At 58.5% G+C, this 21,399-nt stretch carries 20 protein-coding genes; 9 read left to right on the forward strand and 11 right to left on the reverse strand.

The genetic code is table 11. From position 1 onward, the window contains the following. Positions 1-107: 107 nt before the first annotated feature. The 6 genes from gyrA to dnaA all read right to left on the reverse strand — a co-directional run bounded on the left by gyrA (position 108) and on the right by dnaA (position 9,857). A complete protein-coding gene (gene gyrA, locus ACO07W_RS11395) occupies positions 108-2,600 on the reverse strand; it encodes a DNA gyrase subunit A (protein ID WP_421843251.1) in 2,493 nt (830 codons plus the stop codon). Positions 2,601-2,644: 44 nt separating this feature from the next. Continuing rightward, positions 2,645-4,672: a DNA topoisomerase (ATP-hydrolyzing) subunit B gene (gene gyrB, locus ACO07W_RS11400; protein ID WP_421843253.1), complete on the reverse strand. Its 2,028-nt coding sequence runs from the start codon at positions 4,670-4,672 to the stop codon at positions 2,645-2,647. Positions 4,673-4,936: 264 nt separating this feature from the next. Further along, the gene (locus ACO07W_RS11405; RefSeq protein ID WP_421843255.1) at positions 4,937-5,500 is read right to left on the reverse strand and encodes a DUF721 family protein; all 564 of its coding nucleotides are present in this window, start codon (positions 5,498-5,500) and stop codon (positions 4,937-4,939) included. Then, complete coding sequence (recF, locus tag ACO07W_RS11410) at positions 5,497-6,654, reverse strand: DNA replication/repair protein RecF (RefSeq protein ID WP_421843257.1); 1,158 nt, start codon at positions 6,652-6,654, stop codon at positions 5,497-5,499. The genes ACO07W_RS11405 and recF overlap by 4 nt, the downstream gene beginning before the upstream one ends. A gap of 20 nt (positions 6,655-6,674) precedes the next feature. Beyond that, a complete protein-coding gene (dnaN, locus tag ACO07W_RS11415; RefSeq protein ID WP_421843259.1) occupies positions 6,675-7,874 on the reverse strand; it encodes a DNA polymerase III subunit beta in 1,200 nt (399 codons plus the stop codon). Between the two features lie 471 nt (positions 7,875-8,345). Beyond that, on the reverse strand, positions 8,346-9,857 hold the full coding sequence (gene dnaA, locus ACO07W_RS11420; RefSeq protein WP_421843261.1) for a chromosomal replication initiator protein DnaA: 1,512 nt from the start codon (positions 9,855-9,857) through the stop codon (positions 8,346-8,348). 587 nt (positions 9,858-10,444) lie between these two features. On the opposite strand from dnaA, the gene rpmH reads away from it, so the two are divergent. The 9 genes from rpmH to ACO07W_RS11465 all read left to right on the forward strand — a co-directional run bounded on the left by rpmH (position 10,445) and on the right by ACO07W_RS11465 (position 16,990). Further along, complete coding sequence (rpmH, locus tag ACO07W_RS11425; RefSeq protein WP_421843264.1) at positions 10,445-10,588, forward strand: 50S ribosomal protein L34; 144 nt, start codon at positions 10,445-10,447, stop codon at positions 10,586-10,588. A 21-nt stretch (positions 10,589-10,609) separates the two neighbouring features. Next, positions 10,610-10,969 (forward strand): ribonuclease P protein component, encoded by a 360-nt coding sequence (gene rnpA / locus ACO07W_RS11430; RefSeq protein WP_421843266.1) that lies wholly within the window; start codon positions 10,610-10,612, stop codon positions 10,967-10,969. Beyond that, positions 10,969-11,289 (forward strand): membrane protein insertion efficiency factor YidD, encoded by a 321-nt coding sequence (gene yidD, locus ACO07W_RS11435; protein ID WP_421845943.1) that lies wholly within the window; start codon positions 10,969-10,971, stop codon positions 11,287-11,289. The genes rnpA and yidD overlap by 1 nt, the downstream gene beginning before the upstream one ends. Further along, entirely contained in the window at positions 11,273-12,421 is a 1,149-nt protein-coding gene (gene yidC / locus ACO07W_RS11440; protein ID WP_421843268.1) for a membrane protein insertase YidC, read from the forward strand. Before yidD ends, yidC begins: the two co-directional genes overlap by 17 nt. A gap of 82 nt (positions 12,422-12,503) precedes the next feature. Next, on the forward strand, positions 12,504-13,076 hold the full coding sequence (locus ACO07W_RS11445; protein ID WP_421843270.1) for a protein jag: 573 nt from the start codon (positions 12,504-12,506) through the stop codon (positions 13,074-13,076). A 106-nt stretch (positions 13,077-13,182) separates the two neighbouring features. Beyond that, positions 13,183-13,872 carry a 16S rRNA (guanine(527)-N(7))-methyltransferase RsmG gene (rsmG, locus tag ACO07W_RS11450; protein ID WP_421843272.1) on the forward strand — a complete coding sequence of 230 codons (690 nt, stop codon included), beginning with the start codon at positions 13,183-13,185 and terminating at the stop codon, positions 13,870-13,872. Continuing rightward, positions 13,869-14,918 carry a ParA family protein gene (locus tag ACO07W_RS11455; protein WP_421843274.1) on the forward strand — a complete coding sequence of 350 codons (1,050 nt, stop codon included), beginning with the start codon at positions 13,869-13,871 and terminating at the stop codon, positions 14,916-14,918. Before rsmG ends, ACO07W_RS11455 begins: the two co-directional genes overlap by 4 nt. Beyond that, a complete protein-coding gene (locus tag ACO07W_RS11460) occupies positions 14,915-15,910 on the forward strand; it encodes a ParB/RepB/Spo0J family partition protein (protein ID WP_421843276.1) in 996 nt (331 codons plus the stop codon). Before ACO07W_RS11455 ends, ACO07W_RS11460 begins: the two co-directional genes overlap by 4 nt. A 348-nt stretch (positions 15,911-16,258) precedes the next feature. After that, entirely contained in the window at positions 16,259-16,990 is a 732-nt protein-coding gene (locus ACO07W_RS11465; protein ID WP_421843278.1) for an acetyltransferase, read from the forward strand. A gap of 31 nt (positions 16,991-17,021) precedes the next feature. Here the strand turns inward: ACO07W_RS11465 and ACO07W_RS11470 are convergent, their stop codons facing one another. The 5 genes from ACO07W_RS11470 to sigM all read right to left on the reverse strand — a co-directional run bounded on the left by ACO07W_RS11470 (position 17,022) and on the right by sigM (position 21,289). Further along, entirely contained in the window at positions 17,022-18,242 is a 1,221-nt protein-coding gene (locus ACO07W_RS11470) for an N-acetylmuramoyl-L-alanine amidase (RefSeq protein WP_421843280.1), read from the reverse strand. Positions 18,243-18,363: 121 nt separating this feature from the next. Further along, a complete protein-coding gene (gene trxA, locus ACO07W_RS11475) occupies positions 18,364-18,717 on the reverse strand; it encodes a thioredoxin (RefSeq protein WP_421843282.1) in 354 nt (117 codons plus the stop codon). Positions 18,718-18,781: 64 nt separating this feature from the next. Further along, positions 18,782-19,735: a thioredoxin-disulfide reductase gene (gene trxB / locus ACO07W_RS11480; protein ID WP_421845944.1), complete on the reverse strand. Its 954-nt coding sequence runs from the start codon at positions 19,733-19,735 to the stop codon at positions 18,782-18,784. A gap of 94 nt (positions 19,736-19,829) precedes the next feature. Continuing rightward, entirely contained in the window at positions 19,830-20,609 is a 780-nt protein-coding gene (locus ACO07W_RS11485) for a hypothetical protein (RefSeq protein ID WP_421843284.1), read from the reverse strand. 92 nt (positions 20,610-20,701) lie between these two features. Then, positions 20,702-21,289 (reverse strand): RNA polymerase sigma factor SigM, encoded by a 588-nt coding sequence (gene sigM / locus ACO07W_RS11490; RefSeq protein WP_421843286.1) that lies wholly within the window; start codon positions 21,287-21,289, stop codon positions 20,702-20,704. Between the last annotated feature and the right edge of the window lie 110 nt (positions 21,290-21,399).

The raw sequence follows: 21,399 nt of genomic DNA on the forward strand, positions 1-21,399 counted from the left end.
AATCGCATTATGTCCGGTGAGGCTGAGTCTAATTTGCCTGGGTCCATGTCGGGTGGAAGTAAGACCGCATCGCATGGTCTCGGGCTCGGCACCGGTGCGACATTCTCCTACGCCTCGCCGGTTTCGTTGCCGATTTCTTCGGCATTGCGCGCGATCGCGAGCAGTGTATCCCCGGTACCCAAGTTCATCAGTCGAACACCTTTGGTCTGCCGACCCGCCTTCCGAACCTGACGCGCCGCCGTTCGGATGACCCCGCCGCCGGAAGTGATCGCGTAGACCTCACTGTCGTCGTCGACGATCAACGCCCCGACCAACCTGCCGCGCCGGCGGTCATACATGATCGTCAGAACTCCTTTACCGCCGCGGCCTTGCACCGGATATTCCTGGATTGCGGTGCGTTTCGCATAGCCGCCAGACGTAGCTACCAACAGATAGGTGTTATCGCGAACCACGTTGAGCGACAACAGCAAATCGTCAGCGTTGAAACGCATTCCCTGCACCCCAGAGGTAGCGCGACCCATCGGCCGCAGCGCCTCGTCGGTCGCTGAGAACCTGATGGATTGACCACTCGCGGAGACGAGTAGCAGATCGTCGTCGGCCGAGCACAAGACAGCACCCACCAGCTCGTCATCGCCGCGTAGATTGATCGCTACGATCCCACCGGAGCGGTTCGAGTCGAACTCAGTGAGTTTGGATTTCTTGACTAGACCGGTGCGAGTTGCCAACACAAGGTATGGCGCGTCTTCATAGCTTTGGATTTGGATAACCTGGGCGATCCGCTCTTCGGGCTGGAAAGCCAACAAATTAGCGACATGTTGGCCGCGCGCGGTCCGGTTTGCCTCCGGTAGTTCGTAAGCCTTGGCTCGATACACCCGGCCCTGTGTAGTGAAGAACAGGATCCAATCATGGGTTGAGCAGACGAAGAAGTGCCGCACGATGTCGTCTTGCTTCAACCCGGCCCCCTGCACACCTTTACCCCCGCGCTTCTGGCTGCGGTACAGGTCTGTCTTGGTGCGTTTGGCATAGCCGGTTTCAGTAATCGTGACGACCACGTCTTCGCGAGCGATCAGATCCTCGTCGTTAACTTCACCGTCGGCAGCGATGATTCTGGTACGGCGATCGTCGCCATGTTTTTCTACGATCTCGCCAAGTTCATTACGGACGATGCCCCGCTGACGCTCAGGCTTAGCCAGGATATCTTCAAGATCTGCGATCTCCGCCTCGATCTTGGCCAGATCGTCGATGATGCGCTGGCGCTCTAGGGCTGCCAGACGCCGCAGCTGCATATCAAGGATGGCTTGCGCCTGGATTTCATCGATGTCGAGCAACTCGATCAGCCCAGCCCGGGCGATATCGACCGTGTGCGATGCCCGGATCAGCGCAATGACTTCGTCCAGCGCATCGAGTGCTTTGACCAAGCCACGCAAAATATGGGCTCGTTCGTTCGCCTTTCGCAGCCGATACGTGGTACGCCGCACGATGACGTCGAGTTGGTGGTTGACGTAGTCGCGGATCATCTGGTCGAGACGCAGTGTGCGAGGTACGCCGTCGACAATCGACAGCATGTTCGCTCCAAAGCTGGTCTGCAGCTGAGTGTGCTTGTACAAGTTGTTCAGCACGACTTTCGCTACAGCGTCGCGTTTGAGTTCGACCACGATGCGGATACCGACGCGATCACTACCTTGGTCTTCGACGTTGGCGATGCCCGTCATCCGTCCGTCGCGAACCTGCTCAGCAATAGAGGTAATGAAATTGTCGTGGTTTACCTGGTAGGGCAGTTCGGTGATCACGATCGAGGTGCGGCCACGGGAATCCTCCTCGATGTCAACCACACCACGCATTCTGATGGAGCCGCGTCCGGTGGTATATGCATCGTGAATCCCCTGCGACCCTACGATCAAACCCGCGGTGGGGAAGTCCGGCCCTTTGACTCGTTCCCGAACCGCAGCCAACGTTGCTTCTTCGTCTGCATCGTGGTTGTCGAGACACCAGAAGACGGCTTCGGCGAGCTCACGCAAGTTGTGCGGCGGGATATTGGTGGCCATCCCAACCGCAATGCCGCCCGAACCGTTAGCAAGCAGGTTGGGAAAACGGCTCGGCAGCACCGTCGGCTCCTGCACCCTGCCGTCGTAATTCGGTATGAAATCGACTGTTTCCTCGTCGATTTCACGCAACATCTCCATTGCTAATGGAGTCAGCCGCGCTTCTGTGTACCTCATCGCCGCAGGTGGGTCGTTGCCCGGAGAGCCGAAATTACCCTGCCCGTCCACCAGCGGGTAGCGCAGCGACCATGGTTGTGCCATCCGCACCAAAGTGTCGTAGATCGATGCGTCTCCATGTGGATGGTAGTTCCCCATGGTCTCGGCAACAGATCGTGCGGACTTGGCATGGCTGCGATCGGGACGAAAACCCGAGTCATACATCGCATAAAGCACGCGCCGGTGTACGGGTTTAAGTCCATCGCGCACTTCAGGCAATGCTCGCCCTACGATGACGCTCATCGCGTAATCGATATAGCTACGCTGCATTTCTTGCTGAATGTCAACGGGCTCGATTCGGTCGAGCGAGTCGCCACCCGGAGGCAAAGTTGTATCTGTCATCTATTCCTCGTTTGCAATTGAACGCGGACCGCGGTTGGACGTCGTCAGACATCCAAGAAGCGAACATCCTTGGCGTTTCGGGTGATAAAGCTTCGGCGCGCATCAACGTCTTCACCCATGAGAATCGAGAACAGCTCATCGGCAGATGCAGCGTCGTCGAGAGTGACTTGCCGCAGCACTCTCACCGACGGATCCATCGTGGTCTCCCACAACTCCTTGGCGTCCATTTCACCTAGACCTTTGTAGCGCTGGACGCCGTCTTCTTTATTGATTTTCTTGCCGGCCTTCATCCCAGCTTCTAAGAGACCATCGCGCTCGCGGTCAGAGTAGGCGAACTCGGGATCCGTACGTTGCCATTTGAGTTTGTATAGTGGCGGCTGCGCCAAAAACACGTGCCCGTTCTCGATCAGTGGTCGCATGAACCGGAACAACAATGTCAGCAACAGCGTTGAGATATGTTGGCCGTCAACATCAGCGTCAGCCATAAGTACGATCTTGTGGTAACGCAGTTTACTGATATCAAACTCGTCATGAATGCCAGTACCTAGCGCAGTGATAATTGCCTGCACTTCGGTGTTCTTCAGTACCCTGTCGATTCTGGCTTTTTCGACGTTGATGATTTTTCCGCGCAGCGGAAGGATCGCCTGGAACATCGAATCGCGGCCACTTTTCGCTGAGCCGCCTGCCGAATCACCCTCTACTACATACAGTTCTGATTTGCGTGGATTCGTTGAGCGACAATCCGCAAGCTTACCGGGCAAGCCACCGATGTCGGTGGCGCTCTTACGCCGCACTAGCTCTCGGGCTTTACGTGCAGCGATCCGCGCTTGCGCCGATGAGACTGCCTTATTTACAATAACTTTCGCATCGGCGGGGTTCGCTTCAAACCAATGTGTTAGCTGTTCGTTGCAGACCTTCTGTACAAACGATTTGACCTCTGTGTTTCCCAGCTTTGTTTTGGTCTGACCCTCAAACTGCGGTTCGCTAACCTTCGCCGAGATAACAGCGGCGAGCCCTTCGCGGATATCGTCGCCAGTGAGGTTGGGATCTTTGTCTTTGAGGAGTTTGCGGTCTTTCGCATATTTGTTCACGACAGATGTCAGGGCGCTGCGAAAACCCTCTTCGTGAGTGCCGCCCTCGTGGGTGTTGATTGTATTAGCGAACGTGTGTACTGACTCCGAGTAGCCAGCATTCCACTGCATAGCAATTTCGACTTCATGACCGGTGCCCTTGCCAGAGAAATCGACGACACTGTTGTGGATAGAACTCTTGGTGCGATTGATGTGCTTCACGTAATCCACCAACCCGCCGGGGTAGTGGAACGTACGTTGCTTGACCTTCTGCGGTGCAGTGGATTCAGCTGCTTGCTGACTGGCCGACTTCGGTGCGTCAGCAACATCGCTAACCAGCTCATCGACGACGTCGGCCTGAGTAACCCGCTCGTCGACCAACTTGATGGTCAGCCCTTTGTTTAAGAAAGCCATCTCTTGTAGCCGGCGAGCGACGGTTTCGAAGTCATACTCAGTGGTCTCGAAAACCGTCGGATCTGCCCAGAACCGGACCGTTGAACCGGTTTTTTTGGTCGCCGCGCCTTGTTTGAGAGTGCCTGGCACCGACTGGTCGTAGAACTGCGACCATTCATGCCCGTCTCGCTTGATTTCGACTTCGAGACGAGTAGATAGCGCGTTGACCACCGAAACACCGACACCATGCAGGCCACCTGATATCGCATAAGCGTCGGAGTCGAACTTCCCGCCGGCGTGGAGTTGGGTCATCACCACATCCACAGTCGGCACACCGGAGGCGTGCATAGCAACCGGGATCCCGCGACCGTCGTCGGTAACCTCGACGCCGCCGTCCTGGAGCAGGACAACGTCCACCATGGACGCATGCCCGGCCATCGCCTCGTCTACGGCGTTGTCGACCACCTCCCAAATGAGATGGTGCAGACCCCGCTCGCCGGTGGAGCCGATGTACATACCGGGGCGTTTGCGGACGGCCTCAAGCCCTTCGAGAATGGTGATAGATGAAGCGCCGTATTCGTCTTGTGCCTTCTTCTTCTGGGCAGCCACGATCCGAGTGCTCTCCTTGGGGTTTCATGTGGGCGGTCGACCGCCGCAGTCATCGCGCCGCCCAGTCTACCGTGGTCCGGTGTCGGCACCGATATTCTCGCCGCGTTTCTGCCTATCTAACTGCGCCGTGTGCTCAGTTTTTCTATTCGGTGCTGGTCCCGACGCTTGCGATAAGAGTCCGTTTCGTTCTGGCGGCTCTGAGAGCGCTACCGCTGGTTAGTCTGTGAACCAAGACGTCGTCGTCACCCACGGCCGCGGGAAACCCTAACCATAAGTGTCCCGAGGACCTCTGCCGGCAATATGTCGTGACCCTTTCCGCCACGACGGGGTGGCTGGACCCGTGATCTTCAGCGTAGTCACCACACCGTCGCCCACCGCGGTGGCGATCCTAGCCAGCAGTTGGGCCTGCATGATCCGCAACTGCGTGGCCCACGCTGTCGATTCTGCAGCCACACTTAACACGCCGTCATTCAATGCAGTTGGGTTTGCGTGATCTGCGATCTGGTTGCCAACCACAGAAGCCCATTGGCCAAGCACCATGCTCTCGGCTACCTGTCGAGACCAACCACGCTTCTTTGCCAGATCACGTGCCGCCATACCCAAAGGCTGTGGATCACGATTGTCGGGTCCCGGTCCCGACCACCGACGCCGTTGTCCGGCTACTCGCCGGGGCACCGTCGGGCCCACTCGACCTCGGCCCGCATCTTTTCCCTGCGCCCGAGCGGCAGCTCGAGCGTCTTCAAGAGTTCGCCTAACCAGGTCAACATTTGGCGGATCGCTCGACAACTCGGTCGGGTTCTGTTCCGGCTGGCCCGCAGAATCAGTCATGCCTGCACGACCGATATTGGTCCATCAGCACTGTCAACCAGATTCACATTTACTCGACGCGCATCCCAGCCAGCGGGAATATCTTCAGATACCGCCGCAGTCACTAATACTTGCTGCGCCGAGTCGGCAACGTCTGCGAGCGCCTGTCGGCGGCTAGCATCAAGTTCAGCAAAGACGTCGTCGAGTAGCAACACCGGTTCGCCGCCATCGGTACGCAACAATTCGTATGCCGCCAACCGCAATGCGACCGCGAATGACCATGATTCCCCGTGACTGGCAAAACCTTTAGCTAACTGACTACCCAAACGCAATTCCAGATCATCGCGATGCGGACCGACTAAACACACCCCGCGGTCGAGTTCCGCATCACGCCGCCCTGCCAACGCAGCCAGTAGACCTGCCTCCAGAGATTCTCGATCTTCACCAGGCAGTTCACTGGAGTCCCAACCGTCTATGCTGGATCGGTAGGCAATTGTCGCCGGGCGTGAGTCCGGCGCTAGCAATTGGTAGGCCTTCTCTAATTCGGGCGCCAACCGATCAACCAAATCAATGCGAGCGGTCATCAAATCGGCACCGTGCCCAGCCAAGCGACTGTCCCACACATCAAGAGAATCCAAAGCAGCTCGATCGTCGCGGTAGCGTGCCCCGGCCAAAGACTTCAATAGTGCCGTTCGTTGCCGCAGAACCTTATCGTAATCAGAGCGTACCGCAGCTATCGTCGGCCGACGCAGCGTTGCCAAATCGTCCAAGTATCGCCGCCGCTCTGCCGGATCCCCACGAACCAGTGCCAAATCCTCCGGAGCAAACAACACCGCCTGCAGAACGCCAACCACTTCCCGGGCACTGCCGACCGGTGATCGATTTAGCCGCGCCTTGTTGGCACGCCCGGACGCAATATCGACGTCAACGGCACATTCTCGGCCGTTGTTGACAACAATCGTGGAAACCACTGCGCGGTCACACCCCGTTCGAACCAAGGGCCTGTCAGTGCCGACTCTGTGCGAGTTCAGCACAGTTGAATACCACAATGCCTCGATTAGATTTGTCTTTCCAAAACCATTTGGTCCGACAAATACCGTCCGTCCCGGACTCAAGTCAAGGTCTACGTCAGCCCAAGAACGGAAATCACGTAGAGCCAAATGCCGGACGTACACCTACCGCCACGCCATGGTGATCAACCCGGCAGCCGAACCGGCATCAGCAGATACACATAATCCGTTGCTACGGCGGGGAACGGGCCCGGACCCTGCACTGGCTCATCGCCGGCGGCAACCGGCCGCAACAACGCCGGCTTACCCGGAGTGGTAAAACCGAAGGACACCCGCTCGGAGTGCAACGAAGCAAGTCCGTCGGTCAGATAAGTCGGGTTGAAGGCTATGGTCAACGGTTCGCCCGCGAAATCAACGACAAGATCTTCTTCAGCTCGTCCAACATCATCGGCACCGGCGGAAAGTCGCAACATTCCATCGGAGAATTCCATCCGCACTTGCGCGCCGCGATCCGCCACCAAGGCAACCAACTTAATCGCTTCGATCAATTTGGCCACCTCAATGGTGGCCACCGCGCTGTGTTCAGCCGGCAATAGCTGACGGAACTTCGGGAACTCTGCATCAAGAAGTCGGGTCGTGCTGCGCTTGCCGTTTCCACTGATTCCGAGCAGGCCGTCTTTCCCCACTCCCGTCCCAGAGCCCAAGGACAAACGAACATCAGAATCATCGGACCCAGCTTTCACCGCCTCAGCTAGCGTCTTGGCCGGCACCAGCACCGAAGTCTGAACGTCGGCCGCCAAGGCCGACCAGGTCAGTTCGCGCACTGCCAGACGAAACCTGTCGGTAGCGGCCAAAACCACAGTCTCACCAGAGATCTCGACTCGGATACCAGTCAGCATGGGTAACGTGTCGTCGCGGCCGGCCGCAATCGCAACCTGGCTGATCGCTTCGGCGAATAATCCCGCCGGCAACGATCCAGTGTCTTCCGGCAGCTCCGGCAGCGTCGGATAATCCTCAACCGCAAGCGTCGGCAACGAGAATCTAGCGTTTCCGCAGGTCAAGGCAACACGATTACCATCGACATAGAAGTCGACAGGCTTGTTCGGCAGCGCCTTAGTGATGTCTGATAACAATCTTCCAGAAACGAGAACGCTTCCAGGAGAAGCTATTTCAGCCGCGACCTGGGCTTCGGCTGAAACTTCGTAATCGAACCCCGAGATGGTCAGACCGTCGTCAGAGCCGGTCAACAACACGCCGGACAGCACTGGAACCGCGGGTCTAGTGGGCAGGTTTCGAGCGACCCACGAAACTGCATCGGCGAAGGACTCCCGTACCAGACGAAACTTCAAGTCAGTGAGGCCAGCTCTTGTCGTAGCCGCGTCCATTGCGTCCCTTCACCTCACAGTGGGTTCGAACCTTGTAGCCAACCGCGATCGCAGTAGGCAGTCGAACAACAACCGTAGAGCTTCTGGCGCCAAGTTGAAAGCTAGTCGCTAGACCGGACGGAGCAGGCGAAGCCGACGTCGGCAAGGTCACGTGTCACCGGTTTCCCCAACGCTGTGTTTCAAAGAAGAGAAGAAGAAGACAGAACAATAACAATATTAAGGGATGTGGATGCTGTGGACAGCTTGGTGTTGGCCCAGTTCGGCGATGTACGGGTCTGTGAATGACAGCGATGGTGGTTGTGTAGTTCATGTTGGGTGACTGGGGATGATTCACGAGTGTTCATCAAAGCTCAGGGTATGCACGGCGGCGTGAGTGGTTTATACACAGGACCGCGCACACCGCGCAGGTGTGACTGGTGTGGTCTAGGAGAGAGAAGTTTTTTGTAGAAAACGGCGAGAAATCAGCTGTTGTCAGCGCTTGGAGCGTTGACGGATACGGGTGGTGAGTTCTTTGACGTGATCAAAGACTTCGCGGCGTTCGGCCATCTCCGACAAGATCTTGCGTTGGGCGTACATGACCGTGGTGTGATCACGGCCGAAAGCCTGGCCGATTTTGGGAAGTGAGAGATCGGTGAGCTCACGGCACAGATACATCGCGATCTGTCGGGACTGAGCCAACGCTCGGGTTTTACCCGGGCCGCGGAGTTCTTCGACCGTGGTGTCAAAGTACTCGGCGGTGGCAGCCATGATGGCTGCCGCGCTGATTTGCATAGTGCTGGCATCGGCGATCAGGTCACGAAGAACGATCTCGGCCAGTGCCTTGTCTATCGGGGTCTTGTTCAATGAGGCGAACGCAGTAACCCGGATGAGCGCGCCCTCGAGTTCACGGATGTTGCGTTCGATACTGCTGGCGATCAGCTCTAGGACATCGTCGGGTACCGCCAGACGTTCCATCTGTGCTTTTTTTCGCAGGATGGCGATACGGGTCTCCAGCTCGGGGGGCTGCACGTCGGTGATCAGCCCCCATTCGAATCGGGTTCTGAGCCGATCTTCGAGGGTGGCGAGCTGTTTTGGTGGGCGGTCTGATGATATGACGATCTGCTTGTTGGCGTTGTGCAGTGTGTTGAAGGTATGGAAGAACTCTTCTTGGATGCCTTCTTTGCCTTCAATGAACTGGATGTCATCGACGAGCAGCACGTCGACATCGCGGTAGCTGCGCTTGAAGGCAACCTTGCGATCGTCGCGTAACGAGTTGATGAAGTCGTTGGTGAATTCTTCGGTGGACACGTACTTGACCCGCATACCCGGGAACAGCCGTTGCGTGTAGTTGCCCGCGGCATGGAGCAGGTGTGTTTTGCCCAGTCCGGACTCGCCCCAGATGAACAGGGGATTGTAAGCGCGCGCGGGCGCTTCGGCTATCGCCAAGGTTGCGGCGTGCGCGAACCGATTGGAAGCTCCAATGACGAAGGTGTCGAACGTGTAGCGGCGATTGAGACTGGTTTCAACAGAACCGCTGGAATCGGTGTTAGAGGAACGTTCCGTAAAGTGCGCCGGCCAACTCTGCCCAGCACTATCAGTGGCTGGAAGTTGGTCATCGACGTCGGCGGCGTCGTCGGGTACGTGCGGGCCAGAGTCTTCAGACGATGTGGAGGCATCATCGCCATCGTCGGTCGACGATGGGGCGATGCGCACCCCGAGCTGTATCTGTTGTCCGAGCCGGCGGCTGAGGGCATCGGTGATCGGGGTACGCAGGTGACGTTCAATCTCGTTTTGAACAAAGCTGCTTGGCACGGCCAACAGCGCGAAACCCTCAACGATGGTGAGTGGTTGGACAAGATTTAACCAGGCTCTTTGCTGCGGGGTGAGTGGTGAACCGAGGGCGGCGCCGTTTGTGGATAGGCCATCGGTATTCGACTCGCCGTTGAGCTCGGAGACGACAGCATTCCACACGCTGGTGAAACCCGAGGTGGGGTCATCGGTCAACGACGTATCTCCCTGGTTGCCGCGAATTTTGGGTGAGGTGCAACCTTCGCTGGCGACAAGCAATCCACATAATTATCCACAGGTGTGGACAGGGCGTTCAAGGGCAAGCCGCAACCTACCGGCAACGGCTCGCGATCTCCGCGCTGCAGGCAACAGACTAGTTGTCTCGGCAGCTAGTTGATCCGCCATCCTCGCTTCGTATCTACCGCGTTTTCATGTCTGAAACGGCACTGCCCGAAGCTAACAGTTTTCCGTGCGGCTGCCAAGCCGTTCCTTCGTATTCTGGCGTGGTTGTTTGTGACTGTGCCGGATTTGGTTCGGTTCGTACGTGATGTAGCTACGCGGTAGCGCGATCGAGGCTATCGTTGGTGTGTCGGCTTGCGTGGAACGCGTCGAGGTTTGACCCGTGCAAATCTCGTCAGTACCCTCAAACAGTCGCCCGAAAGTCGGCGATGCGGCTGCGACCTGAAATGTGTTTCGCGGGGACCGCGCCGGCCAGAAGCGAGACCAACCCCGACTGACCCTGCGGACCAACTCCGGTTGCATGCATATCGGCGGGATGACGGTGTCAGAACAAGGAGAACGTGGTGGCCAAGGGGAAACGGACTTTTCAGCCGAACAATCGGCGCCGAGCCCGTGTTCATGGTTTTCGATTGCGGATGCGCACCCGAGCGGGGCGGTCAATTGTGGCTAACCGGCGCCGCAAGGGCCGTCATAACCTGACTGCCTGAACGTAACCCTGGGCATTAGCGGTGCTGTGCGCGCGCAACCGCATGAGGCGGTCAGCGGAGTTCGACGCGACGGTCAGGTATGGGGCACGTACCGTGCAGCCCGACGTTATTGTTCATGTCCGGCGGGGCTGTGCTGGTGGTGTGAGTGATGGGCCCCGGGTCGGGTTGATTATTGCCAAACCGGTGGGTTCGGCGGTGCAGCGGCATCGGATTGCACGCCGGTTGCGTCATGTCGCCCGTCCAATGTTGGCGGATCTTCATCCATTGGATCAAGTCGTGATTCGCGCGCTGCCGGGCAGCCGGGATGTTTCGTCTGCGAGGTTGGGCGAGCAGCTTCGAAATGGTTTGCGGCATGCTTTCGTCCAAGCGGGTGAGTGGTGATTTTCTCGGCCGGATGGTGGACTGCAGGGATACGGTCCGGGGGTAAAGCGGCGGCGCGCGGCTTGATTTTCGTTATCGAGCTTTATCGTCACGTGATTTCGCCGTTACGTCCGGCGTCGTGCCGGTTCGTACCGACGTGCAGCCAGTATGCCGTCGATGCTCTTTCTGAATACGGTTTGGTCCGGGGAATCTGGCTGACTATGACCAGACTTGCCAGATGTGGTCCGTGGCATCAAGGAGGATGGGACCCGATACCGGAGCGTCATAGGTCTGAGACAGATTCAGATGCCAGTAATACAGGGAGTGAATCCGTTGTTTGATTTTTTCAGCCTCGACTTCGTTTATTACCCGGTGTCGTGGATCATGTGGGTTTGGTACAAGTTGTTCGCGTTCGTACTCGGGCCGTCGAACTTTTTCGCCTGGGCATTGTCAGTGATGTTCTTGGTCTTCACTTTGCGCGCGTTGTTGTATAAGCCCTTTGTGCGTCAGATCCGTACCACCAGGCAGATGCAGGAACTGCAGCCGCAGATTAAAGCGCTGCAAAAAAAATATGGCAAAGACCGGCAGCGGATGGCGATGGAGATGCAGAAGCTGCAACGCGAGCACGGCTTCAACCCAATCTTGGGATGCCTACCGATGCTTGCGCAACTGCCGGTCTTCCTCGGGCTGTATCACGTGTTGCGTTCTTTTAATCGGACACAGGGAGGTTTCGGGCAGCCACACATGTCGGTTGCTGCGAATCGGGCTACGGGAAACTATTTTTTTAGTCCGACCGACGTAGGACATTTTCTTGACGCCAACCTGTTTGGAGCGCCGCTTGGCGCCACGATGATTCAGCGAAACGGGTTGGAGGCGTTCAGTGACTTCGGGCAGTTCTATCGGCCCGCGGTGATCGCGGTGGGCGTCCCGTTGATGATCATGGCCGGAATCGCGACCTACTTTAATAGCCGTGCATCGGTTGCTCGTCAAAGTCCGGAGGCCGCGGCAAATCCGCAAACCGCCATGATGAACAAACTCGCGCTCTATGTGTTTCCACTCGGCGTGGTTGTTGGTGGACCGTTCTTACCGTTGGCGATCATTTTGTATTGGTTCTCGAACAACATCTGGACGTTTGGGCAGCAGCACTACGTATTCGGCATGATTGAAAAAGAAGACGAGGCCAAGAAGCAGGAAGCTGTTCAACGGCGAGCCGCTAATGCTCCGGCGCCAGGGGTTAAGCCGAAGCGCTCAGGTAAGGCGGAACCGATAGGTGATGACGGATCAGAAGCGGATGTGCAAGAGGCCGAGGATGGTCCCGACGCCGGTTCAAGCAAGACGAGCTCGAACGGCGGGCATGCTGGAACGAAAAAGGGCAAGCCGCAAGGGAATAGGCCGAATCCTGCTGGACGGAACAAGAGTCCAAGTAACCGCACGCCGCGCTCGGGTGCGCGGCCTAAGAAACGCAAACGTTAGCGATCACGCCGCAGCTTCAGGAGCTTGACGGGGCGATTCGCTCCAGATGATCGGTACTGACAGACGACGGAGAGGGATAGTGATGACTGACGCCGACACCACTGAGTACGAGACAGAAACCGAATCAGCGAGCGCGACAGTCGAGGAGGGGGCTGGGGCTGCAGATGCCGGTGTTGAGGGGTCAGCAGAGTTGGAAGAGAGGTTAGTCGCCGAGGGTGAGATCGCGGGCGACTATCTCGAAGAGTTGTTGGATCTGCTGGATTTCGACGGCGATATCGATTTGGACGTCGAGGGTATTCGCGCAGTGGTAAGCATCGACGGCAGTGACGACTTGAACAAGTTGGTCGGTCGTGGGGGTGAGACGCTCGATGCTTTGCAGGAGTTGACGCGTTTGGCTGTTCATCAGAAGACAGGTGTACGCAGCCGGTTGATGCTCGATATTGCGAGTTGGAGACGCCGGCGTCGTGAGGAGTTGGCGGCACTCGGCGATAAGGTGGCGCGACGTGTGGCTGAGTCTGGCGAGCGTGAGGAGCTTGCGCCGATGACACCGTTTGAGCGCAAGATCGTCCACGACGCAGTGGCGGTGGTTCCTGGTGTACGTAGCGAGAGTCAGGGCGTCGAGCCGTCTCGCCGAGTTGCGGTATTACGTGACTAACTCGAGATCGAGTTGAGACCTAGTGACACCGCGGTAGTTTATTAGACTTAGGCGGTCGAAGTAGGGGAGAGTGTTTCACGTGAAACATGTCGACCCTTGCGGGCGAATGGGACATTCTCGGGCTTCGGTCGAGCCTGTCGTGGCGGAGGCCGTGGCGGCTGTGTTTGGTTCGCGGGTCGGCGTTGTTGAGCGGTATGCCGAAGTGTTGGCGACGACCGGGGTCCAGCGAGGTCTACTCGGGCCTCGGGAAGCCGATCGAGTTTGGGAGCGGCATCTCCTGAACTGTGCGGTGATTGGCGAGCTTCTGAATGATGGAGATCGAGTGATTGATATCGGAAGCGGAGCCGGCTTACCTGGTGTGCCGCTGGCGATAGCAAGGCCTGATCTTGAGATCGTTCTTCTTGAGCCACTCTTGCGACGAAGTGAATTCCTGCGAGAAGTCGTGCTCGAACTAGAGTTGCCGATCGAAGTGGTGCGCGGTCGTGCCGAAGAGCCACAGATACGTGACCAACTGGGCGGCAGTGACGCCGTGGTGTCGCGAGCTGTGGCGCCGCTGAATAAATTGACGAAATGGAGTATGTCGTTGCTACGGCCGGAGGGACAGATGATTGCGATCAAAGGGGGGCGCGCTCCCGATGAAGTCCGTGAACATCGGCGTGTGATGGGCGCATCGGGCGCTGTAGATGTCAGGGTGGTTACATGTGGCGTGAACTATTTGCGGCCGCCCGCAACCGTAGTTCGGGCACGGCGCGCCGAGCAGACGCGGCACAAGCTGCCACGGACGGAGATCCGATGAGTGGGCACGGTGGTCCACGCCATAGTGCGGCGGGGGCGGCGGCGGACCCAAGAGCGGTTTGGGGAGATACGCCGAGTACCGGTCCGCGTTCGCAATTCGGACCGATTTCGACGGCCGGTCTGACGCAGAACCCGGCGTTGAACGTTTCACGTGAAACATCCACAGATTTCGACACCCCGATCGGTGCCGCGGCCGAACGTGCGATGCGGGTACTACACACCACCGAAGAGCCACTACGGAAGCCTCGTCAACGCCGACTCTTCACCGTCGCAAATCAGAAGGGTGGGGTGGGGAAGACCACCACTACAGTCAACCTTGCCGCCGCATTCGCTGTACAAGGTCTCAAGACGCTGGTTATCGATCTCGATCCGCAGGGGAATGCGAGTACAGCGCTGGGTATCACCGACCGTCAGTTGGTTACGCCATCTTCATACGAGGTACTCATTGGTGAAGCCGCGTTGCAGGCGGCCATCCTACCCAGTCCGCATAGTCCGCTGTTGTCATGCGTACCGGCGACGATCGACCTAGCTGGCGCCGAGATTGAATTGGTGAGCATGGTCGCGCGCGAGAACCGGTTGCGAACGGCCTTGATCGAGTTGGACAACCTCGACTTCGACTACATCTTTGTCGACTGTCCGCCGTCGCTGGGACTGCTCACCATCAACGCATTAGTCGCCGCTCCCGAAGTAATGATCCCCATACAGTGTGAGTACTACGCGCTGGAAGGTGTGTCACAGCTGATGCGTAACATCGAGATGGTCAAAGCGCATCTCAATCCCGGCCTTGACGTCAGCACAGTCATCCTGACGATGTATGACGGTCGGACAAAACTTGCCGATCAAGTATCAGACGAAGTCCGCCGCTACTTCGGAAGTAAAGTGCTGCGAACCGTCATTCCCCGCAGCGTCAAGGTTTCCGAAGCGCCTGGCTACAGCATGACAATCATGGATTACGACCCAGGTTCGCGGGGTGCGATGAGTTATCTCGATGCGAGCCGCGAAATTGTGAACCGCGATCCAGGACTACGTACGAAGGGACAATCATGACGCAGCCGTCACGAAAGAAGGGCGGCCTAGGTCGAGGATTGGCATCACTGATCCCGACCGGACCAGTGGAAAGCGACCCAGGGACGTCGACGCTTAGTCCTCAGATGGGGGCCGTAGCCGCTGACCTCGTTATCGGCGGAGCGCATCCCTCTTCTCTAGAGGTCGGTGCCGTCTATCGAGAAATTGCGCCCGATACTATCGAGGCCAATCCTCGCCAGCCACGGCAGGTATTCGACGACGAATCACTGGCCGAGTTGGTGCACTCCATTCGAGAGTTCGGGCTGCTGCAGCCGATTGTGGTGCGTGCAGTAGAACGGACCGAACGGGGTGCGAACTATCAGATCGTGATGGGGGAGAGGCGTTGGCGGGCTGCCCAGGAGGTTGGTCTAGCCACTATTCCAGCGATCGTTCGCGAAACCGGCGATGACAACCTGCTAAGAGACGCGTTGCTGGAGAATATTCACCGCGTTCAGCTCAATCCTCTAGAAGAAGCCGCGGCGTATCAGCAGTTACTCGACGAGTTCGGTGTCACCCACGATGAGCTAGCCGCACGTATTGGCCGCTCACGGCCGCTGATCACCAATATGATCCGGCTACTCAAACTGCCGATCCCTGTCCAGCGTCGGGTTGCTGCCGGTGTTTTGTCCGCGGGGCATGCCCGCGCGCTGCTTTCTCTAGAAGCAGGACCGGAATCACAGGAAGAATTGGCGAGTCGTATCGTCGCCGAGGGGCTGTCGGTGAGAGCCACCGAAGAAGCAGTCACCCTCGCGAATAGTGACGGTGACCGTGCTGACACCAACACCCCGTCACCTTCACGACGCAAGCCGATTCAGATGCCTGGTCTCCAAGATATTGCAGAACGCTTGTCGAATACTTTCGATACTCGAGTGACAGTTAGTCTTGGCAAACGCAAGGGAAAGATCGTTGTGGAGTTCGGCTCGGTCGATGATTTGCAGCGAATTGTGGGTTTGATGCCGGCTGACAAAGTGTGAACATCGATACCCTATAGTTACGTCACTGTGACATTGCACCGTTTTCGAGGTATGCGCAACCAGGTCTTGGGGGTAGCAGTGCCGTGCAGGTTCGGTGCGCGGGAAACTGTTTTGGGGTTCTGATACAGCAAAGGACGCACGGTGGAAGCTGTTCTGTGTAGCGGCTGAACTCGTGCTGTGAATTGTGGCCCGATCACGACATACTCTCCTATTCTGGAAGAGTTGCTGGTGCGCGCTGGCTCGGCATCGTTGAGCCGGCGGCATCGCTCCGTGACGATGCGGGCCGCACCGGGTCCCGCGGAGGAGCGGGGCTGTTGGCTGCAGTACCGCACGGAGGCCAGGAGACTAGTGTCGGCTCGTATCACAGCGCTACGGCTCGAAGCCTTCGAGCATCTCCCCAAGCACGCCCGCCGTTGCGTATTTTGGGAGGTTGATCCCGCGACTCTTGGCAAAGAAGATCATCTCGCCGATCCTGAATTTGAAAAAGAAGCATGGTTGTCGATGGTGATGTTGGAGTGGGGTTCATGCGGTCAAGTAGCGACCGCGGTTCCGGACGACCGCAGCAACGCGGAACCACCTTGTTTGGGATATGTGCTTTACGCGCCACCTAGTGTGGTGCCCCGAGCGCATCGGTTTCCTACGGCACCGGTCTCCGCGGATGCCGTTCTGTTGACATCGATGAGTATCGAACGAGGCCAAGCATCTGACGATCTGCCGCATAGTCTGATCGCCGGGGTGACCGATGAGTTGGTCCGGCGCGGTGTGCGGGCGCTCGAAGCTTTCGGGCGTACAGCCGCTGCTGCGGAGTTACACGGTCACTCCACGGTCGATCCTGACGTTCGACCGGTGCTGGAAGCCCTGGGAGACTGTACGGTCGAACACTGCATTCTGGACGCAGAGTTTTTGATGGATGTGGGTTTCGTTGTAGTGGCGCCGCATCGCTACTTCCCACGATTGCGCCTCGAGCTGGATAAGGGTCTGGGATGGAAGGCCGAAGTTGAGGCGGCTTTGGAACGGCTGCTTGAGAACGCTCAGCTGCAAGAGCCGGTGGCAGTAGGATCTTCGGCCAGAACTGTTTGATGACAATGGAGTTCGCACTCCAGAACAGGATCTAGGAGCCGCTCACCCTGCTAGCACGCTCGACTGATAGCTCGTGGGCAAGCAACTCGGCGAAGGTAAATGTTCCGGTGGGCCGATCGTTCTTTCCCAGCAGATAGAGCCGCTTAACAGCGGCAAGGATACCTTCGGCGATAGCATCGCGCGTCTGCGTCGCCACTAACCTTCCGCGATCATGAGGGTTTGTGACATAGCCGACGTCTACCTGAACGGTCGGCATGCGGGTCAGGCGAAGTAGATCCCATGTCCGGCCATGCGTGCGACAATCCCGTAAACCGGTGCGCGCCACCACTTCACGCTGAATGAAATCAGCCAGATTGCGGCCGATAGTCGAGACCGAACCGTGCGAATTTCCGAAGTGGAACGAAGCGACGCCGTTTGCTGCAGGATTGGCTTGGGTTTCGCAGCGCAGGCTGATCATCAGGTCTGCGCCTACCGCGTTGGCAGTAACGGCACGCTCGGCGTCTGAGAGACTTCGGTTGGTCGGTCGGGACAGAAACGTTTCCATACCGATCGCGGTCATTCGTCCTTCGAGCCGACTAGCCAAGTCCCACAACATGTCAGCTTCGCTGATAGGTCCGGACGGGCCTTGTGTGATCAGCCCGTGGTCGGTTCCGCCGCGCCCTGGGTCGATGATAATCCGCTTGCCAGACAACTTCGGCCCAGATCTGCGGACGACTTCTTCTTCGCGAATTGCGTGCGGTGAGCCACCACTAACTCGCGAACTTAGAAAGTACAAGGAGCGCAACGTCTCTGGACCACATATGCCGTCGGCGGCGAGACCGTACTCACGTTGGTACGACATCAGAGCATTGTGGGTCTGCAGGCCAAAATAGCCATCTACCAAGCCGGTGTAGAAGCCGAGATCCTGTAGTCGGGCTTGCAGTGTAGCGACGTCGTCACCGTAAAACGGGGCGCCGAATTGGTGATATAGGGTTCGCGCGCCGAGCCGATAGGATGCTTCCTTCAAGGCACGGTAGGTGGCTTCGCCGACAGCGCCGTCGACGAGTAGACCACGATGCTGCTGGAACGCGCGTACTGCCTGGTCGAGTTGGGCGTCGAACAACTCAGGTGTGACGAGCTTGCCTGTGGTTAGGTCTTCGTCAGGACTGTCCAGCAGACCCAGCGCGGCCAGTGCAGCGCGGATCTCGGGGACAGCAGCACTGCGGTCGCCACAGCGCAGCACATCGCCGTTTGTGCGGCGCGGACTCGACATACCCAGGGCCTTCCGAAACTAACTGACATCACCGACAAACGAACGGCAGCCACGGGTATTGTCGCAGATCCTTGTGGATTTCGGGAAAACCCCAGGCCAATCGCGGGCCTGATTCGGCGCGCTAATCGAGGGCAGGAATCGCGTCGGAAAGCTCCCTTAGCAACGCTGCCTTACCTTTGGCGCCGACAATCCGCTTCACTGGCTGACCATCTTTGAACAGGATCAGCGTGGGGATCGAGACAACTTGAAAGTCGCGGGCGGTGGCTGGATTAGTGTCCACGTCCAACTTCGCGACGGTGAGTTGGGCCGCGCGCTCGTTCGCGATCTCTTCGAGAACAGGGGCCACCATCTTGCACGGTCCACACCAGGTTGCCCAAAAGTCAACCAGTACAGGCTTGGTGCTGGACAACACATCCGTGCCGAAGGAGGCGTCGGAAACTTCGATCGTGGACCCGGTCGTCTCGGGATTGCTCATTGCTGTGCTCCAATCAACGTGTCGATGCTGTTAGGGAATTCGATGAGCGCCGCTGCGTGCGTTTCTACTCGGTCTGCTCGGCAAGCCAACGCTCGGCATCAATTGCCGCTGCACAGCCACTGCCCGCGGCGGTGACTGCCTGCCGATAGCTTCGATCCACGAGATCACCGGCCGCAAATACACCGTCGATAGACGTGCTCGTGGTGCGTTGCCGCACGAGCACGTACCCATCGGGATCGAGGTCTACAACATCACGAACCAAACCAGACCGCGGTTCATGCCCGATCGCGATGAAAACACCGGTGACCGGCAACTTGGTTTCCGTACCGGAGTCACTCTCGCGCAATCGCAATCCGGTTACCGTCGTTTCCCCTTCCACCCCGACGACAGTGTGATTGGTGAGGAAGGTGATTTTGTCGTTGTTACGGGCGCGTTCAAGCATGATCTTCGACGCCCGGAACTCGTCGCGGCGATGCACCAGTGTCACGCTGCGTGCGAACCGGGTCAGGAAGGTTGCCTCCTCCATCGCCGAATCACCGCCACCGACAACGGCGATGTCCTGATCTTTGAAGAAGAACCCATCACAGGTGGCGCACGAACTCACCCCGCGGCCCAGTAATTCTTGCTCGCCAGGCACCTGCAGATAACGGGCGGCCGCGCCCATCGCCAGGATTACTGCGCGGGCCAGAAATGTCTCCCCGTCGGCGGTGACAACCGACTTGACTGGTCCTTCCAGCGATACCGACTCGACATCTTCCATCCGAAGATCTGAGCCGAATCGCAAGGCTTGTTCCCGCATCTCGTCCATTAACTCTGGGCCGGTGATGCCGTCGCGAAATCCCGGATAGTTCTCCACTTCGGTCGTGGTCATCAGCGCACCACCAAACGATGTGCCTTCGAAGACTAACGGTGCTAACTGGGCGCGGGCGGTGTAGAGAGCGGCGGTGTAGCCAGCGGGTCCGGATCCGATAACGATGACATCACGGACAGGTTCTTGAGCAGAGCGTGCGTCGGTCATTCGAGCCTTTCGGTACAGATGCTGGTCTCCATCGTCTACGAACGCCAGCGTAGGCATTGCTGTTCCCGCAAGCGATGCACAACACTCAAACCGTTCATCCGCGAGGCATTAGATTGCTGACCATTAGCCCGGTATCGGCGGCGTTGCACGTGGGTGCAACAGCAAAAACTGCCAGCTCGTCGGCGTTGTCTCCGGGCAAGATCAGCAGTATCCCGGCGCGGGCGTTGATGGTCACAGGCCGCGCGCCTAGGACTTCGGTCGAAGCTGGGTAGCCAAGGCCGCTCACACATGAGGCCCGTCTCGACGGGTCGGCCAGCGGGCTTCGTGGTGAGCCATAGTCGGGGGCCTGACCGAGCAAAGCGACGATCTGCGTATGCGATAGCGGCAGCGTTGGTGCGGGGGTCGACACGGTGATGTGCCTGGCGGTGACCGATGCGTTCGCTGCAGGTACGGGAGGGGTGGTCCTAACCAACGCGCTGGTACCCAGGCCGATCGCTGCAGCCAATGCGCACAAACCCGCGACGACCGCGGCGACTCGAGCCGGACGTGCGCGAGGCCGGGCTAAGTGACCGGGACCGATTTTCCGGTCAGAACTCGCCGACTGTAGCGCCGTTAAGATTCTGGCGGTGACACCCGGGGGAACGTCTTGTCCCGGAGTGAGGCCGTCTCCCGCCACTGCGACATCCCTACGCACCTGGTTCAGCGCCCGCAGCATCCCCGCTGCCTGCGGGTCAGCGCGGACCTGGCTGCGGACGCGAGACGCAGTCTCATCGTCGAGCAGACCTGCCTGCAGGTCAGCGAGGAGCTCAACGGTCAGCGGCGGGTCCGCGCCCGATTCACTCGGCTCGACCGGTTCATCCTCGGTTGCACTCACCTGACCCAGTGTCCGCTATACGCAGTCGGGCGGCCACGCGCGATCCAGCGCTAAATTTCAGACCGATTGACTCGCCCCGGACGGGAACTGGGCTAAGACTGACCGGTTCCCGATTGAATTGCGGCGCCGGCGCGAGTGTCGAGATAGCCGAGCAGCTGGGTCAGCCGGGCGCGGGCGCGGGCGCATCTGCTCTTGACCGTACCCTCGGCGACGCTCAGTAGTCTGGCCGTGTCGGTAATCGAATAGCCCTGCATGTCTACGGCGACCACCGCGGCCCGCTGCTCGACAGGAAGCCGCATCAATGCGCGTTGGACCATGATTGCCGTCTCCACCTGGTTCGTCTGATCGTCGACTGGATGCACGTCGTGAAGTGGGCTGGTAGGTCGCGAGTGGGCCTGGCGGAGGCGATCCAAGCAGGCGTTGACCACGATTCGATGAAGCCAACTACTGACAGCGGCGTCATATCGAAACGAACCAGCGCTGCGGTGTGCCGACAACATGGCCTCTTGCAGCGCGTCGTCAGCATCCTCCGGGGTCTGGCTGGTCAGCCGCGCCAGCCGGTGCAGGTGTCGGTGATGACGAAGAAACAACTGACCGAACGCGTGCCGATCGCCTGCGACATGGGCTGCCAGCAACTGGGCGTCGCTGCGTTGTTGACGATTGTTTCCCCCGAAACTCATCGGTCGGACAGTAGCCAATCAAGTGTCGCGGAGCACTTCACCCACGGCCGCGGTTGTCAGCGGCGATCTTTCTCATTCCGCTGGTCCCAGAAGCCACGGACCTGTCGTCG

Source organism: Mycobacterium sp. (assembly GCF_965230835.1).
GTDB lineage: Bacteria > Actinomycetota > Actinomycetes > Mycobacteriales > Mycobacteriaceae > Mycobacterium.

Coding starts and splice junctions, on each gene's coding strand:
- gyrA (WP_421843251.1), bottom strand. CDS start 2,600: ATGACAGATACAACTTTGCCTCCGGGTGGCGACTCGCTCGACCGAATC.
- ACO07W_RS11405 (WP_421843255.1), bottom strand. CDS start 5,500: ATGACTGATTCTGCGGGCCAGCCGGAACAGAACCCGACCGAGTTGTCG.
- dnaN (WP_421843259.1), bottom strand. CDS start 7,874: ATGGACGCGGCTACGACAAGAGCTGGCCTCACTGACTTGAAGTTTCGT.
- ACO07W_RS11445 (WP_421843270.1), top strand. CDS start 12,504: ATGACTGACGCCGACACCACTGAGTACGAGACAGAAACCGAATCAGCG.
- rsmG (WP_421843272.1), top strand. CDS start 13,183: ATGGGACATTCTCGGGCTTCGGTCGAGCCTGTCGTGGCGGAGGCCGTG.
- ACO07W_RS11455 (WP_421843274.1), top strand. CDS start 13,869: ATGAGTGGGCACGGTGGTCCACGCCATAGTGCGGCGGGGGCGGCGGCG.
- ACO07W_RS11460 (WP_421843276.1), top strand. CDS start 14,915: ATGACGCAGCCGTCACGAAAGAAGGGCGGCCTAGGTCGAGGATTGGCA.
- ACO07W_RS11470 (WP_421843280.1), bottom strand. CDS start 18,242: ATGTCGAGTCCGCGCCGCACAAACGGCGATGTGCTGCGCTGTGGCGAC.
- trxA (WP_421843282.1), bottom strand. CDS start 18,717: ATGAGCAATCCCGAGACGACCGGGTCCACGATCGAAGTTTCCGACGCC.
- trxB (WP_421845944.1), bottom strand. CDS start 19,735: ATGACCGACGCACGCTCTGCTCAAGAACCTGTCCGTGATGTCATCGTT.
- sigM (WP_421843286.1), bottom strand. CDS start 21,289: ATGAGTTTCGGGGGAAACAATCGTCAACAACGCAGCGACGCCCAGTTG.